This window comes from Streptomyces sp. H27-C3 (assembly GCF_030063415.1).
Lineage (GTDB): Bacteria > Actinomycetota > Actinomycetes > Streptomycetales > Streptomycetaceae > Streptomyces.
On sequence record NZ_JASITA010000024.1, the window covers coordinates 84,288 to 99,973 of the forward strand.

Sequence of the window (15,686 nt, forward strand, 5' to 3'; positions counted from 1 at the left end):
TTCACCCCCAGGTCCCGGACGGCCGGTAGCCGTAGGCGCTCAGTTCGTCGACGCAGGAGATGGGCGCGTGGGCCACGACCCGCCCGTCGGGCGTCTCCTTGAAGATCTCGCTGGACAGGACACGCCCGTCCACGCCGTTGACCTCGCGCACCGAGGTGACGACACGGTTCAGCTTGCCGCCCCGCTCGTAGTCGTTGCGCCGCTCCACGAAGACGACGAAGTTGACCGCGCCGGCCACCAGCATCTGGCTGGCCTCGATGGGCAGCCGCTCGGCGGCCTGCAGCGCGTACGTGGAAATACGGTTGAAGACCTCGCTGGAGCTGTTCGCGTGGATCGTCGACAGCGAGCCGTCGTTGCCCTGCGACATGGCGTTGAGCATGGTGACGATCTCGTCGCCGAGCACCTCACCGACGATGACCCGCGAGGGGTTCATACGCAGCGACCGGCGCACCAGCTCCGCCATGGCGATCGCGCCGTGCCCCTCCGAGTTGGGCAGCCGCTCCTCGAACGCCACGACGTTGGGGTGCAGTTCGGGGAACTGGTCGAGGCCGAGCTCCAGCGCCCGCTCCACGGTGATGAGGCGTTCCTGCGGCGGGATCTCGTTGGCCAGGGCCCGCAGCAGCGTCGTCTTGCCCGCGTTGGTGGCCCCCGCGATCATGATGTTCTTGCGCGCCCGGACCGCACAGGCCAGGAAGTGTCCCAGCTCAGGGGTGAGCGTCTGGTTGCCGACCATGTCCGACATGAAGACCTTGCCCATGCGGGCACGTCGGATGGACAGCGCCGGGCGGCGCGTGACGTCCATGACCGCGGACAGACGCGATCCGTCCGGAAGCCGCAGGTCGAGCTGCGGGTTGGCGGAGTCGAAGGGGCGCGAGGACAGACCCGAGTACGCGCCAAGGACCTGGATGAGCTCGACCAGCTCCTCGTCGGTCTCGGCGACCGGATCGCCCGGTGCCTCGCGCCCGTCGGCGTAACCGATGAAGACCTGGTCGCAGCCGTTGATGTCGATGTTCTCGACCTGGGAGTCGTCGAGGAGCGGCTGGAGGCGGCCCACGCCGAAGAGCGCGGCGTGCACGGCGGCCGCGTACTGCTCCTCGGTCTCCGCGTCGAGCGGCGTACGCCCGGCGTTGACCTCGGCCCGCGCGTAGTCCTCCAGGATCTGGGCTATGACGGCACGGGCGTACTGCCGCTCGTCCTCGCCCGACATCGGGGACACACCCGACACCTGGTCGATGCGGCGCTGTTCGGCGATACGGTCGCCCGCGTCCTGCCGGAAGCGTTTGACCAGCTGGTGGTCGACGACGCCGGCACTCAACGGCCGACCGTCCCTGTCGCTCCGGCGGCCGGCGCGGTCCAGGCCGCGCCGAACTGCTGGTTGATGTCCCCGACGACCTTGCGCGCCGAGCGGATCAGCAGCGACTTGTCGAGCCTGCCGCGCTTGCGTCCGGCCAACTGCTCGGCGCCTGCCGGGTCGTGGGCGATCGAGCCGACCACACGCGCACCGGTCTGGGAGCCCACGAGCATGTCGTTGACCTGGTTGGCGAGCTTCGCGGAGCTGCCGGGGTCGGCGACGAGGACGATGCCGATGAGCGTACGGGCGAGAGTCGCGGGCCCGCGCTGCGCCCCGTGCAGCCGGGCGGCGAGTGCACCGGCCCTGTCCCGTACGCGGGCCAGGTTCTCCGGCTCCGTACGGGCGACGAGCAGCACCAGGCCGGCGTGCGGCAGCAGATCGATGGTCGGGGAGTCCGCGCCGATGCGGCCGCAGTCGGCGATGACATCGGCGGCGCCGTACGGGGAGTCGGCGAGCGCGGCGAAGGAGTGTCCGAGCATCGGCCACTGCCCTGCGAGCCCGGCCGCGTGCTCGGAGGACCCGAGCCCGACCAGCACGTCGAGTCCGCCGGACATGGGCTGCGCGTGGTCCCACAGCTGCTCGGCGGCGAGACCGCGGCGCGCGGTCGCGGCGATGGACAGCATCCCCGTGTTGGGGTCGAGCGGGCCGCCGTGCGCGGCGGAGCTGCGGTAGACGAGGTCACCGCCGGAGGGGTCGGTCTCGGCGAGCAGCACCCTGCGCGGCCAGACGGCGGCGAGCGCGACGGCTGTGGTGGTGACGCCGGGAGATCCCTTGTCAGCGGCGATTGCGATGAGCGCCATGTATGCCTACCTACGTCCCTGACTGTTCTGATATGCCGGAGCGCACGGACTCAGTTGTCGGCCGAAGCCGGTACGAGGACAAGCGCGACCTCACCGGCCGCGGCGGCTTCGGCGACCTTGGCGGCGTCGGCCTGGTCGACGATCACCGAGACGGGCAGGGAGCTGGAGCTGACCAACTCGTCGCCCGAGCCACTGGCGACGTCCTGGACCTTGGCGCTATGCACGAGCAGCGAGTTACTGCCCGCACCGCCGGTCGAGCCCGCCGAGCCGGCGGAGCTGCCACCGGAGGTCTTGGCACCGACCCGGTAGATGGAGACGGTGGAGCCGTTCTTGAGGAGGTCCTGGCCCGACGGGTACTGGCCGGCCTTGAGGGCGAGTCCGACGGTGGACTTGCCGGCGGGGAGGCCCTTCCTGTCCGTGAGCATCGGACCGATCAGCACCGTGCCCTGGACGAGATCAACCCTGGCGACCAGCTTGTTCTTTGTCACCGTGTCGAGCTGATCGGCCTTCACGTACTGCAACGCCTCGTCCTCGGCGACCAGAACCGTGCTGGTCGCCTTCCGGTCGATGGGCTGGCCCGCGGAGACGTCGCCCGTGAGCTTCACCACCTCCACCCGCTCGCCCGCGCGCAGCACCAGCACCGTCGCGCCGAGCGCGCCGATGAGGATGAGCAGCACGGCGAGGGCGGCCAACGCCGGTTTGCGTTCGCGAGGAGCCGACGGCAGTCGTTCGCCAACCGGTCCGGCGGGTGCGGAAACCCTGTTGTTCCCCACCCCGGCACGCTCCTGAATCTTCACGCCACTCCCCGCACATACTGGCCTGAATTGAGGCACTTACCGCACATTCGGTCTGCACACGCGCGCAATGGACACAGCGCGGACGACCGTCAAGTCAACGCACCGTATCAGCAACACATTAGCCCCTCAAAGCACTCGAATGATCTTGAATCGCTCACACCACAACCCGCGTATGGGCATGAATCACCTTCTATGTGAGCGGGCCAACAACCCATCGGGCAGAGGCGGGCGGCCTTTCCACACAGAACCCCTACAGATGGACGCTCCCCGACCGACCGCGCGGGGGAGCAATCACTCTCGGCCACTCCCCAGCGCCGCTCCACCGCTTCAACGGTTGACGGCCTGGGTCTCCTTGACCGTCACGTCCTGTTCGTACGTCGACAGGCCGCCCGGCAGACCGGGCTGCTGGACCGGACCGTCGGGATCGGCCGATTCGGTCCAGGTCACCTCCCAGGTGAGCGACGCCTTGAAGGGGTACGAACCGCCCCCGGACGACCTGCGGTAGGTGACATTGCACCCCGCGCCCTCACTGTCGACCCGGTAGCCGCCCTCGGCCTTCACCAGGTCGTACGTGCAGGACCGCGGATCCGCGTCCGCGGTACCGGCCTCGACCATCAGCGCCACCGGGGTCGCCACCGTCGTCGCGGCCGTCTGGACGCCCTTGTGGTTGATCCTCGCAAGCCGAAGTGACGCTCAACATCGGCTGGCGCGCCGCGGAGTTCGCAACCGACGACTCACCCGCCCCCGCCCACGTCACGCCGTCTCCTCCGCGAAGTACGCCAGATAGTCGGCCACCACCTCAGGCGGATTCGCCGCCTCAGTGGCCTCCACTTCCCATCCGGGGCAGTCCATGTCGAAAACCACGATCGGCACCGGCCGCCCAAGGATCTCCGCGAGCCGGCCACTGGAGTGCAGGTGGCGTGCCAGGTCGATGCAGGCGTCGGCGAAGTGCACGCCGAGCGAGTCGTCCTTGGCGTCCCGCTCGTCCTGTACGTCGCCGGGAAGATCATCCTCCTCCCCGCCGCCCTCGTACCAGAGCCCGCGCGCTTTCACTTCTTCCCAGTACAGGGCGCTGCCGACCGGGTCCTCGGGTACGTGGCCGAGGGTCTCGAACCCGTCCAGCAGCCAGAAGGCATAGTTCCAGCGGATCTCTCCCGGATCCGAGTTGCTCCGACGCCCCAACTCCCGGCGGAACTGGCTCTCGGTGTTGTAGCCGATGGCCACATAGGGGCGGCGCGCGTCGTCGTCGATGCGCCAGATCCGGAGCGAGACCGCGTAGATCTCGGGCTTGAGCTCTTCGGGGAATCTCGCCAGGATCCGCTCCGACCCGTCTCGCATGTGGTTCTGGAATGGTTGGGAGGCCATGTCAGAAACCCCATGGGTCGGGGTGAGGGGTGAGGGTCGGGTCGTCCGACCACGCCAGGCGCGTGTTGAGGTCATCGCCCAGGAGCTGGGCCAGCCGGTCCACTGCCCAGCCATTCCAATAAGCGGCGCGGCGACTTTCGGGCACCCGAAAGGCCGGCAGCTCGACAGGCACGGCATCCGGGCGAAAGACCGCCTTCTTCAGCGGGTCCCCTGATCGCTTCGGCTTCGCCGATCTCCGCGTATCAAGGCAATCGACCACGCTCTCCACGAGGTAGAGCACGTACTCCCCGGTGTCCGAGCCGTCGATGAGCACCGGGAGGAAGGTCCCCGCGAGCGAGAGGTCGTCCTTCAGGAGCTCGGCGACGCGGCGACTGAGAATGGGGGATCCCCTATTGCCGGCGGGGAATTCGGACGCGCGCCATCGCGGGTCACCGGCCCATCGCGTACCGATCGCTGCGGGAAGGTCCGCCGGAGAGCCGCTGCGCTCCCATCGGGAGAGTTCAATGTGATGGCTCATTTCAAGCGTCAGGGTTCGACATTCTCCGGTACCCGGCATCAGTCGGTGCACTGTGAGAGGCGATCGGGAATCGTCAGTCATCGCTACGCCGTCCATATCGCGCCAGGCCCGGGAGTACCTCCCGAGAGTTCGTCTGCGACCTGCCGTCCGATGCTTCGCAACTCACGGCGCAGCTCGGTACGGATCGCACGGTTGCCGAAACCGTCCGCCGCCCTGTCGGCCGCCACCTGCTGAAGATGGTTGTCGACGCGCTGCAGGAAGTCCCGACGGTGGGTGAAGTTATGAGGGCTCGGATGCCCCAGCGGGATCCCGTTCGCCGCATCATTGATATTGACACCATACCTGTCCAACAAAGCGCGACTATTGGCTCCCGGCGCCCAATGGCCTGTATTACCGCCCGACGGAACGATATGCGCCGCTGCTTGCCCACGGGCCGGTCCGCGGCCTTCCCGCCTCAAATTCCTACGCAACCTTCGGGCGTTCTGCCGACACGTCAGCAGACCCAAATAGTCGACCCAGGCAAGGGGGTTGAGGACGTACGCACGGGGATTCGGCCCGGCACTCATTCCCAGTGGGTCGGGGCTGATGTAGAGGCCTGTGGTCGGATCGTAGTGCCGGAAGTAGTTGTAGTGGAGCTGGGTCTCGGGGTCGAAGTACTGGCCGGGGAAGCGCAGGGGCGTGTACGTGGCAGCGCCCTCGTCCCAGGCGGTCACGCCCCAGAGCGTGGCGCGGCTGGACCAGGCCACGTCACCCGCTTCGGAGACAAGTTCCGTGGGGGTGCCGACCAGGTCCGTGACGATGGCGAAGAAGCTCTGGTCGATGACGTGTTGGTGCGCGTCCAGCAGAGTCCTGCGCTCCGTCTGAGCCACCGGGCGCATGCCGTCGCGGTCCCAGGTGAGGGTGATCTCCTCGGCGTTTCCGGTGGTGCGGGTCGTCTGCTCCGTCAGGTGGGAGCCATCCCACGCGAAGCAGGTCTCCTCTGCGACACTGTCCCCGCCGGGGGCCAGGCGCTGCTTAGCAGTGCGGCGCCCGAGAGGGTCGTACAGATAGCGCCAGCGGCTGCCGTCCGGCGTGGTGACGGCCGTGAGACGGTCCTCACCGTCCCAGGTGTAGCGCCAGATGTCCGGCTTGCGGGACAGTCGCGTCCTGCGGCGCAGTACGACGCGGCCGGCGGCGTCGTACTCGTAGTGAACCGAGCCGGCGCGAGTGACGCGGTTGCCCGTGTACGAGCGGTCCCCTCGGGCCTCGGTGCCCGGTTGGCGGTCCGGCCAGGCAGCCTGCGTCTGGTTGCCTGATTCGTCGTACGCGTAAGACTCGGTCCAGTCCGCGGCGCGCACGGCTGTGACGTGGCCCGCCGTGTCCAGGTCAAAGGAGCGGCGGCCGGCGGTCCGGTCGTCCATCGCGGCCAGGTTGCCGTCTGCGCGATAGGTGTAGGAACGCTCCCTCAGTGGAGCGGAGCTGGGACGGGCAGTCAGCGTCTGGCCGGTGAGGCGGTCGACGCTGTCCCAGGCGTGCGTCAGGGTGAGGCCGTTGCCACCGAGACTGCGTGAGGTCTCGCGGCCCAGTGCGTCGAATTCGGATGCGAAGGTGCGCCCGGCCGCCGTGAGCGTGGTGCGGTTGCCCACGGCGTCGTAGGTGTACGTGGTGGTGGCCCCGGTGGGCGTGGTGCGAAGGGTGGGCCGCCCCAGGACGTCGTAGGCCGTGGTGAGTGCGCGATCGTCAACAACCTCGCGGACCGGGCGGCCGAATTGGTCGTACCCGTAGGTGAGGGTGACGTCCGGGCCGACTGCCTGAAGAAGGCGGCCGACCGGGTCGTTCACATAAGTGGTCGCCGTGCCGTCCACGGTCTTCTCGATCGGGTTACCGACGCAGTCATAGGCGAACGTCATACGTTGCCCAACAGGGTTGGTGCGGCTGAGAAGGCGACCGACAGCGTCGTGCGTATAGCCGAGTGTTCGGCCGTCGAAGTCGGTCTCGGAGATCAGATTGCCTGCGGCGTCGAGTGCGTAGTCCCAAGTGAGCCCCCGGGGGTTGGCCACCTGGATGAGGCGGAGCTCGGTGTCGTGGGTGAAGGCGAAACGGACACCGTCCGGGTTCGTACGAACGTCTGGCAGGCCGAAGTGGGTGTACGTGAAGCGGGTAACCCGCCCCAGGGCATCGGTGTGGGTGAGGCGATTGTCCTCACCGTCGTACGTCCACGCCTCGGTCGAACCGTCCGGGTCGGTCCGGGTCGCGAGGTGCCCCTCGACTGTCCAGGACAGCTGTGTCACGGCACCCAGGGCGTCGACGACCGCGACGATCCGACCGAAGGGGTCGTGATCGTAACGAGTCTCCGCACCGAGCGGATCTGCCTCCAGGACCGGCAGTCCCGCCCGGTTGTTGGTGAAATGCTGTGCCGCCCCCGTCGGGTCCAGCACGGCGCTCACCGCACCGGTCCTGTCGCGGGTGAAGAGAGTGGTGGCCCCGTCCGGCGCCGTCACCGCCACGCAGTTGCCCCGCTCGTCCCACTCCTGTCGCCAGACAGCGCCGTCCTGGCCCGTCTCCTCCACCGGCAGGTTCAGGCCGTTGAAGCGGGCCGAGGTCGTGGTTCCGTCCGGCAGATGGACGACCGTCAGGTTGCCCCGCTCGTCCCGCTCCATGCGCACGGTGTAGCCCAGCTGATCGGTGCGGGACAGCAGAAGGTCTCTCCGGTCCCATTCCTGAAGGAGCGTGTGACCGAGCGGATCAGTCTCGGCGATGAGCTGGTAGGAGTCGTTGAACTGATAACGGGTCCTGTGCCCGAGCGAGTTGACGGCAGTGGTGGCGAACGCCCGGTCGTCGTACTCGAAGGTGTAGTCGAGGATGCCGTCGACACCATGGGTCGCCACACAACGGTCGACGGCGTCGTACGTATACCGGTACCAGGTGCCGTTCCGGTCCTCCCATCCCGTGATGCGGTGCCACTCGTCGTAGAAGAGACGCTGAGGCTGATCGGAAGAGTTGTAGATCCGCGCCAGGTTGCCGGATGCGTCGTAGCCATAGCGCATCAGGGTGGGCTGCTCGGGGTGGCTGCGCAGGGTCAGCTCGGCGATGCGGCCGCTCTCGCAGGTGATGCCGATGCGGTAGCCACCATGGTGCGCAACCTCGTCGGGCATGCCGTCGGCACCGTAGAGCACGGTGATCGTGTTGTCGTTGCGGTCGCTGACCGCCGCGAGGCACAGGGCGCCCTGTGACCGGTCGGGCAGCGGCCGGAAGTGGAGCGTGTGTCCGGACTCGGGCTGGTGCACCGTGAGTTCGCCGCCCGGGACGCCGTCCCAGCTGAGCGGCCAGTGCGGGCCTTCGACCGGCAGTACGGCCATGTCGGCCTCGGGAACGGGATAGTTCAGGACCATGCCGTCATCGGTCGTGAACAGCACGCCCGTGGCGGACAGCGTCAGCCGCTGATCGAGGGTGGAGACCCAGCTCGGGCCGAGCAGACGGCCGCTTCGGACGCCGGTGCGGTGGTTGCGCTCAAGGATGAGGGGCAGCTGCCCGGCCAGTTCGACGTCGGTGGCGGACATGACCATCTCGCCGGTGGCCATATCGACGGGGTCGCCACAGGTGAAGAGCTTCTTCATCTGTCGGGCGCCCGCGCGCGCCCCCTTGCCCAGACCCTTGGCGCCCAGCGCCATGCCTTTGAGGCCGGTTTTGCCGAGGGCCTTCATGCCCTTGGCGAGTCCGCCGAGGGTGGTCAGCCCCTTCATGCCAGGTATGCAGTCCAGCGCGGCAAATGCCACGTCCCACAACGACGCTTCACCCTTGGCGTACTTGTTGAGGGTGTCCGCCAGCACGATCAGAGCCGCGGCGAGGACGATCAGCGCGATCGGCCCGCCGATGATCATCGCGACGATGCCAAGGACCGCGACGACGACCTTGCAGACGGCGACGATGGTGTCCCAGTTGTCGGTGACCCAGTCCCCGACCTCCTCCCACCACTTCCGGTTCTGAATCCCCGCATCCGACGCCTCGTCGAGCTTGTCCTTCGCCTCCCGCGCCGCGTCCTCGCGCATCTTGCGGGCGTCGGCGGCCATCTTCTTCGCCGCGTCCAACGCACTGTTCGCCGACGACACATCCGACTTCGCCGCACCCTGCGCGTCCTTCGCCGACCGCGCGTTACGCGTCGCCGCCCGCACCTTGTCCTCATCAGGCGCCGGCGCGTCCTTCTTCTCCTTGTCCTTCTGAAAGTCGTCCGACTCCCTGGTGGCCCGCCCCACCCAAGAATCAGCGTCCGACAACCGGGAAGCAGCCGACTTCAAGTCGGCCTGCGCCGCACGCCCGTTCACCAGAGCCTTGTCCGCCAACGCCTGCGCCCGCTCCAGCTTCGGCCAGTACGCCGCCAACGCGTCCCCGGCCATCCCGTAGGACTTCTCCAGTTTCTTCAGATGCTTGGGAACATCCTCGAACTCATCCTGGAACGCCTTGGCCGACTTCCCCGCCCACTTCAGGACCGCTTCCTCACTGGCCATCCCCTTGACCAGCCGCAACGCATCCGACACATCATCAGCAAAATCCTGCAACTCCCGCGACAGGGACTTCACCCGCGGCGGATCACCCGGCGTCGGATCCTTCTCCAGATCCAACACATGCCAATCGCCCGGCCGATACCCCGCCATCCCACATCCCCCGTCACGCCCGTATCACCAGCAACCGTACGCACGAGCGAAGTTACTAGGTTCGAGCCTGACACGTGAAGGGTGCTACTCCGTGAAGCGGAAGGTCGTCTACTCCGTGAACCGGAAGGTCGACGTGATCGCGTCGAAGATGTCGAAGAACGAGTCCGCCAGATCGAGCACCTGGCTGCTGCCCGCCACCAGGGCGACCTTGCCTTCCTCGCCCGGCACCGGAATGAACGTCTGCATCAGTACGACGCGGATCTTCCGGGTGTCCCCGGGAACCTCGATGTCCTCAATGCCGTACGCCCGCGCCGCCGACCCGACTCCGGGAATGTCCACCGTCGTCACCTTGCGGAAGGTATCGCCCTCGCGCTTCGCCTCCCGCACTGCGAGCTGGGCGACGATCGCCTCCGGTGCGGTCGGCAGCAGCTCCCCGGTCTGCGTGCGCGCCCCGACCAGCGACACGGTCACCGAGCCGGTGACCGGCGTATCGCCACCGAAGCTCTCCGCCATGCACCCGCAGTACATCGCCCCGGACTGCCAGGCCTCCTGCGCCGACTTCTTCAGGAAGGCGGTGAATTCGTCCCGGTACTGAGCCAGCTCCGGCCGTGCCCGCACCCGGTCGTTGACCATCTGCCGGATGCTGCTGTCCCGGGACTCGGGACGTACGTCGAACTCCCACCAGGAATCCGGCACCTTGATCTGAAATCCCCCGCGCTCGATGGTAAGCGCGTCCGTGTAGCGAGCCATGATCCCCGTCCCCTCCTCGGTTGCCGCAAGCCTACGAGAGTGCGGCCACTCGCCCCCGGGCCCCTCCCGCTTCGCCAGCGACCCGGCGACGAACGTACCGGCGGCGCCGCCCGCGGAGGCCACCGCGAACAGCGACGCGCAGAAGCCCACGCCCCGGCCCGGCCGCTTCGAAGTGTCCGGGGCCACACTCACCCTGCCCGATTTCACCCCCGATCGCCCACCTGGCCGGGCAGGTTCTCCCTGGCGAACCACACGCCCCACGGATACCGTCGTTCTTCTTACCTGAGCCATTGCCCCGACCAGGAGTCGCCCGTGAATCGCCGCACTTTGCCCGCCGCCATCGCGTTCGCTGCCACCGCAGCCCTCTTGCTGACGGCCTGTGGCGGCGGGGACGAGGAGCCCGAGGCCAACGACAAGATCGTGGGCGCCGACACCGGCGACACGAAGAAGAAGGAATCGCCCAGCACGAGCGCGGAGAGCGCCGCCGGGCGGCCTGACCTCACTCTCCCGAAGGACATCGAAGAGTCCTTCGAGAGCTGGAAACTGGGCGACGAGAAAAGGAACGCAATTTTGGTGGACGCCGGCCACGCCCAGTCCGCCGTCACCTACGCCGTGGCCAAGGGTGATCCCGAGGCAGCACCGCTCACCTTCTACCAGCAGGGAGATGCTCTCGTCGGTAGTCAGGACTGGGTCAAGTCGATCGTCGATTCCGGAAAGACATTCACCGGAACTGTTCGCTACTTCTCGCCCGATCTCACTCTCTTCGATGAGAAATCGGCCGCGCTTGTGTATTGCGCCGACGAAACCAAGGCGTTCAACAAGGACAGGACAACGAGCAAGGTCGAGAAGAGCCCCGCGAGCAAGGATTCGTACGTCCTCTACAGCGCCCATCTTGAGAAGAGCGACGGGGGTGTCTGGCAGACCACCAAGCTCGACTCGGAGAGGGGCAACCAGAAGTGCACGTCTTGAAGCCCAGCCGCGGCCTCTTGATCATCGCGCTTGCTGCTGGAATGTGCGCCCTGACGACCGGGACCGCCTCGGCGGGGTGGGGCGAGCCTGACAAGTCCAATGGCGGCGCCAAGACGAGCGGCAGCGAGCAGAACGGCACCCTCACCTCCCTGATCAGCTACACCGGCTCCACGCAGGGCGGTTCCGGAAAACCCGGCAACGTAACTCCGGCCGGTAACTGGAAGCCGCCCGCCTGCTGGTATGAGCCGCGGTCTGCCAAGCAGTTCGCGGAGTACGTGGAAGGCATGTACACGTCCACCATCAATACTCCGGGGCAGCACAGCTATGCCAAGAGTGCCGTCGGCATGTTCAGAGCCGACTACAAGGAGAAGAAGTACAAGAACTACAACCTCGACAAGGCCGACGAGGGTAGCTGGTGGGTGGCCATCCGTGACGAAGACCGGTGGCTGGAACCTGCCGCACAAATCTGCAACGAGATGCCCTTCTGGACCGTCACCGGTGTGGCTCCCAACGTCCCCAACGCCATCACCCCACAGGTTCTCGCCGAACTCGCCTACAACAGACTGCGGCTGCCCGACACCAAGGTCGATCTCGCACCCGAGGCCAACACCAAGGTGAACCTGCCCACCTGGGCCTGGCTCGACGAAAGCAAGTTCAAACCGGTCGAGGTCACCGCGCAGCTGAACGTCAACGGCCTCAACCTCCAAGCAACGACCACGGCCGAGCCCGTCTCCCTCAAGTTGGAGCCCGGCACGAAGGACGCCGCGCTGCACCCCGCTTCCGGCGAGTGCACGTTCAACGCGAGCGGCTCGATCGGTGAGCCCTTCGCCACGGGGCGGGCGCAGGAGACACCGCCCTGCGGTATCACCTATCTGCGGTCCTCCGGGAATGGGACATACAAGCTCCAGGCGACCGTCACCTGGGAAATCAGCTGGACCGGAACCGGAAGCCCCAGAGCGACGCTGCTCCCCAACGGCACCTTCGGCAACGACCAGGCCGTCACGGTTCAGGAGATCCAGACGATCAATCGCTGAGATGAGTCAGGAGGAAAAGCGTGACCCCATAGGGTGACACAGCACCCGCTCCCTGATCGCACCACGGCCCGCAGAGGCCGGCTCCGCCTCTCATGGGACCGGCGCTCACCGTCACGACCAGTGCAGCGTCCCTGCCACCACGTCGAACAGCTCCACCATCCGGTCCGCCAACGGCTCCAGCGGCGTGGAGAAATTCAGCATCAGCCAGTAGGTGCTCGCTGGGATGGGGCAGTAATACGTGAGCGTAGTGGTCGGCAATGAATTTCCCATTTGGGCTGCAGGGTCGGGGGCTTCCCGCAGCCGCTGGCGCACGGCCCATCCGGCCACAGCCAATTCCACTACCCTCACGTCGCCGACGTCGTGGTCGAGATGCTCCGCCAACTCATGAGGGTCGGAGCATCTCGGAAATTCTTCGGGCGAGGGAATACTGACCAGCAGTGACGAGGCAAGCGGCAACGAGCCGATCGTCAGCGTCGACAGATAGAGCTCGACGCCGCCGGCTTTGTAAGCTTCTTTCGTCTTCTTCTGCAAGTCCCGCATGAGTTGCTTCTTGATGTGCGGAGCATTGTCCACACCGCGAAACTGCTGATCGGCAAGGGCGACGATGCCGGAGTCCCGCACATCGGGCGCCAGCGCGAGCTGGAACCAGCCGTCCGGAACGACGAGCGAATAGTCCGTCGGTCGCGACTCGAATTCACTTGCTTGGCGCATCGCACCATCACTTCAATAGGTCTGTCGAGATTTCTTTTCCACCGGCATCAAGCGGCACCAGCCTCATCGACGACACCAACTCATCAGTCAGCAAAGCGAGTTCCTCTGAGCGTTGGATCGCCTCCCAACGGACCGTGGCCACGATGACACTGCTGGTCTCTGGGGGAAAAACCGCGTACTTGATGAACTCGGTAAGGCGTCGGCCGAATCCCAACATTCGCTTGGTCTTGAGCATCGACTGAACTCGAACTGCCCGCCCGGCCCGGAGATCCGGGTGTGCCACCTCGGGTTCGCCGATGACCTCGGCGTTGGCCCACTCAAGCAGTTGCGGCTGGACCTCGGCGGGAGAAGGGCGCGGAACTCCGGGCTCCCCGTAGGAGTCGACCTCAAGGCTGGCCAGGATCCCTCCTCCCTCGGTGCAGTATGCGGCTACGAGAATAGGGCCGTCCTCGTACGCCTCCAAGGCCCGGTCCGTCAATTCCTTCACCAGGGAAGCCTCTTGCACAACCATTTTAAGAGGATTGAACTGCGCCACGGCCTTCTTCACCAACGACTCAGCTTCCGCCCTGGTGCCCTCTTGCATTGTCAGGTCCACCCATCCGGACTGGAAGTCGAGACGACAGGCGTAGTCGTCGACGAGGGGGTTGCCATCTTCCGGTGTGATCATTTCAGACCCTTTCAGCCCAGGAGCGGGTTGAGGTTGCTGTCCAACGCCAAGCCCCCCAGCGTAACTCCACCGCCGAAGAGCGACATTTTTGTAGCAGTACTCGAGATCTTGTTGACGGCCGGAAAGTCACCCATCTCCGGAGCCGCGAGCTTGATGTCCTTGAGCTTGGACGCGACACCGGCGTCCACCATGGAGAAGGATTTTCCGGCTCCTACAGCCGCATTCCCTTCGCCCCGCGCTGCCGTGGCACTCCACGCGGAGTCGTAATTCCCATTCCCAGGCCTGAGCGCCTGCAAGTTCTTACTCCACGCACCCTTCGAGAACGGTTCCGTGAACGGCTCCTTGAGAGATTTCCAGGCATCCGTCCTATCGAGACGATTCTTCTTACCCGAGATTTGATTGAACTTCTTATTATTTCTGCCGATTTGCCTCGATGTCTTCGCGGTCTTTGCAAGATCAATGCGCTTCAGCGCCTTGTCTGCGAACTTACCGGCCACCTTCGAGAACGCCTTCCCGACACCCATCATCACGAATCCGAGTGCCGCCATTCCCAGATCCATCCATTCGGCGTTTCCCTGGAGAACCTGAACAAGTGTAGCCAACGTATTTATCAACGTAGCGATCATGGCCACGGCGCCCAACACTCCGGCAAGTGCCTGTCCGATGACAGGAATCCAACCGACCACGAGTGACAGGATCCCGCACCAGGTGGAGATCATCTGTGTGACGTCTGCGATCGACTTGACAAGAGTGTCCCAGAAGCCGTCCTTGAGGGAATCGTGGGAAATCACGTCGTCAATGGACTCGCGGGCACGCTTCGCCGCGTCATCGCGAATGCGTTTCGCCTCACCGATCTTCGCCTTGGCCGACTCGATCTCTCCGGTGGCCGCTTTCTTCTTGTCCTCGAACCCCTCCTTGTCCTCGTTCCCCTTCTTCCCGGACAGGCCATCCAGGCTCTTCTCGGCCGCACCCTTCCGCGTATCTGCGTCCTGAGCATCCTTGAGGGCCGCGTCAGCCATCTCCTGAGCGCGGTTCAAGTCGGACGCGTAGTTGTTCGGCGGAGCAAGGAGCTTGTCCTGGTGGCTTCCCGCTACCTCTTGAACCTCCGAACCGATCGCGCCGGCTGCGGTGTTGTATCGCTTGAAGGCAGCCTCTAGCTTCTTGACGCTGCCCTTCGATTTCTCGCGGAACTCTTTCCCCGCATCGCTGTCCCAGGCATCAACGTCGACAACGGCCCGGAGATTCTTGATCTGGCGTTCCAGTTCATCGGCAGTCTTACGCAACTGTTTGCCCAGAGCCGCCATCTGATCAGGATCACCAGGGATGGGATCGCTGTCTGCCACTGGGCTCCAGTCGCGTGGGCGTCCCGCCATACGCTACTTCCCCTTTTTCTTAGGATCTTGGGCTCCGCGAATCGCCTGGGCCAACTGGGAGTCGATCTCCTCATAGGCCTCGGCCGCGGCCTTGGCGATGCCGGCCAACACCTCGACCTCCTTGGTCAACTTTTCGCGGCTGATCTCCCAATTGCCCGCGAAGTCTTCGAACTTGTCCGCAAGATCATCGTTGCCGAAGTCGTCCCCGTGCTTTTCACCGAGCTTGTCGAGTCCGTCGAACGCCTTCTTGACATGGTTAAGCCCCTTGCCCATGCTGCGGATCACTTCCAAATCCGCTTTGGTGTGGTCGCCCACTCCACCGAGTCCCTTCCGCACTCTGTCACACGAAAAAGCCCGGTGCGATGGACGCAGATCCATCGCACCGGGCGTCAGCCGGCGCCTACTTGCCCTTGACGCCCTTGGCGAGCTCGTCATCCAGGTCCTCGTACGCCTTCGCCGCGTTCTTGAGGAAGTCAGCCATGCCGGTGAGGCCCTCGATGGTGTCCTTCGCGCCCTTCGTGAACTCCTTGAAGGAGTCCTCGAAGGCTTGCGAGCCCTTGCTCGTGGTGTAGCCGTTCTTCACCAGACCCTCGATGAACTTCTCAAGGCTGGTGAGCTTCTCTTCGATCTTCGTCTTGGCCGTGTCGACCTGAGTCGCGGCCTTCCGCATCTCCTCATAAGTGATATCGGCGTCTTTGGCCATGAGGCTCACTCGCTTTCT

General features: G+C 65.6%; 15 protein-coding genes. 2 read left to right on the plus strand and 13 right to left on the minus strand.

Translation table 11 applies throughout. The annotated features are described in order from the left end of the window. Window position 1: 1 nt before the first annotated feature. The 8 genes from QMK30_RS23345 to QMK30_RS23380 form a co-directional block, all read right to left on the minus strand. Window positions 2-1,315, minus strand: a complete 1,314-nt coding sequence (locus QMK30_RS23345; protein WP_283520250.1) for a TadA family conjugal transfer-associated ATPase — start codon at window positions 1,313-1,315, stop codon at window positions 2-4. Next, entirely contained in the window at window positions 1,312-2,151 is an 840-nt protein-coding gene (locus QMK30_RS23350; protein ID WP_283520251.1) for a hypothetical protein, read from the minus strand. Before QMK30_RS23350 ends, QMK30_RS23345 begins: the two co-directional genes overlap by 4 nt. 50 nt (window positions 2,152-2,201) lie before the next feature. After that, window positions 2,202-2,948 carry a hypothetical protein gene (locus QMK30_RS23355; protein ID WP_283520252.1) on the minus strand — a complete coding sequence of 249 codons (747 nt, stop codon included), beginning with the start codon at window positions 2,946-2,948 and terminating at the stop codon, window positions 2,202-2,204. Between the two features lie 327 nt (window positions 2,949-3,275). Next, window positions 3,276-3,584 (minus strand): hypothetical protein, encoded by a 309-nt coding sequence (locus QMK30_RS23360; protein WP_283520253.1) that lies wholly within the window; start codon window positions 3,582-3,584, stop codon window positions 3,276-3,278. Between the two features lie 117 nt (window positions 3,585-3,701). Beyond that, a complete protein-coding gene (locus QMK30_RS23365; protein ID WP_283520254.1) occupies window positions 3,702-4,313 on the minus strand; it encodes a hypothetical protein in 612 nt (203 codons plus the stop codon). A gap of 1 nt (window position 4,314) precedes the next feature. Continuing rightward, complete coding sequence (locus QMK30_RS23370; protein ID WP_283520255.1) at window positions 4,315-4,911, minus strand: hypothetical protein; 597 nt, start codon at window positions 4,909-4,911, stop codon at window positions 4,315-4,317. Between the two features lie 2 nt (window positions 4,912-4,913). Beyond that, window positions 4,914-9,344: an RHS repeat-associated core domain-containing protein gene (locus tag QMK30_RS23375; RefSeq protein WP_283520256.1), complete on the minus strand. Its 4,431-nt coding sequence runs from the start codon at window positions 9,342-9,344 to the stop codon at window positions 4,914-4,916. A 225-nt stretch (window positions 9,345-9,569) separates the two neighbouring features. Beyond that, window positions 9,570-10,211: a hypothetical protein gene (locus tag QMK30_RS23380; protein ID WP_283520257.1), complete on the minus strand. Its 642-nt coding sequence runs from the start codon at window positions 10,209-10,211 to the stop codon at window positions 9,570-9,572. A 312-nt stretch (window positions 10,212-10,523) separates the two neighbouring features. Between QMK30_RS23380 and QMK30_RS23385 the strand changes: the two genes are divergently transcribed. Together QMK30_RS23385 and QMK30_RS23390 are read left to right on the plus strand one after the other, a co-directional pair. After that, window positions 10,524-11,180 (plus strand): hypothetical protein, encoded by a 657-nt coding sequence (locus QMK30_RS23385; RefSeq protein WP_283520258.1) that lies wholly within the window; start codon window positions 10,524-10,526, stop codon window positions 11,178-11,180. Then, window positions 11,168-12,214: a hypothetical protein gene (locus QMK30_RS23390; RefSeq protein WP_502963206.1), complete on the plus strand. Its 1,047-nt coding sequence runs from the start codon at window positions 11,168-11,170 to the stop codon at window positions 12,212-12,214. The genes QMK30_RS23385 and QMK30_RS23390 overlap by 13 nt, the downstream gene beginning before the upstream one ends. A 111-nt stretch (window positions 12,215-12,325) precedes the next feature. Here QMK30_RS23390 and QMK30_RS23395 read toward each other — a convergent pair whose 3' ends face one another. The 5 genes from QMK30_RS23395 to QMK30_RS23415 form a co-directional block, all read right to left on the minus strand. Further along, entirely contained in the window at window positions 12,326-12,925 is a 600-nt protein-coding gene (locus QMK30_RS23395; RefSeq protein WP_283520260.1) for a hypothetical protein, read from the minus strand. Between the two features lie 7 nt (window positions 12,926-12,932). Beyond that, window positions 12,933-13,592 (minus strand): hypothetical protein, encoded by a 660-nt coding sequence (locus QMK30_RS23400; RefSeq protein WP_283520261.1) that lies wholly within the window; start codon window positions 13,590-13,592, stop codon window positions 12,933-12,935. Between the two features lie 11 nt (window positions 13,593-13,603). Continuing rightward, a complete protein-coding gene (locus QMK30_RS23405; RefSeq protein WP_283520262.1) occupies window positions 13,604-14,935 on the minus strand; it encodes a hypothetical protein in 1,332 nt (443 codons plus the stop codon). 33 nt (window positions 14,936-14,968) lie between these two features. After that, a complete protein-coding gene (locus tag QMK30_RS23410; RefSeq protein WP_283520263.1) occupies window positions 14,969-15,280 on the minus strand; it encodes a hypothetical protein in 312 nt (103 codons plus the stop codon). Window positions 15,281-15,365: 85 nt separating this feature from the next. After that, a complete protein-coding gene (locus tag QMK30_RS23415; RefSeq protein ID WP_283520264.1) occupies window positions 15,366-15,668 on the minus strand; it encodes a WXG100 family type VII secretion target in 303 nt (100 codons plus the stop codon). Window positions 15,669-15,686: the final 18 nt, after the last annotated feature.

Coding starts and splice junctions, on each gene's coding strand:
- QMK30_RS23350 (WP_283520251.1), bottom strand. CDS start 2,151: ATGGCGCTCATCGCAATCGCCGCTGACAAGGGATCTCCCGGCGTCACC.
- QMK30_RS23380 (WP_283520257.1), bottom strand. CDS start 10,211: ATGGCTCGCTACACGGACGCGCTTACCATCGAGCGCGGGGGATTTCAG.
- QMK30_RS23370 (WP_283520255.1), bottom strand. CDS start 4,911: ATGACTGACGATTCCCGATCGCCTCTCACAGTGCACCGACTGATGCCG.
- QMK30_RS23365 (WP_283520254.1), bottom strand. CDS start 4,313: ATGGCCTCCCAACCATTCCAGAACCACATGCGAGACGGGTCGGAGCGG.
- QMK30_RS23400 (WP_283520261.1), bottom strand. CDS start 13,592: ATGATCACACCGGAAGATGGCAACCCCCTCGTCGACGACTACGCCTGT.
- QMK30_RS23395 (WP_283520260.1), bottom strand. CDS start 12,925: ATGCGCCAAGCAAGTGAATTCGAGTCGCGACCGACGGACTATTCGCTC.
- QMK30_RS23415 (WP_283520264.1), bottom strand. CDS start 15,668: ATGGCCAAAGACGCCGATATCACTTATGAGGAGATGCGGAAGGCCGCG.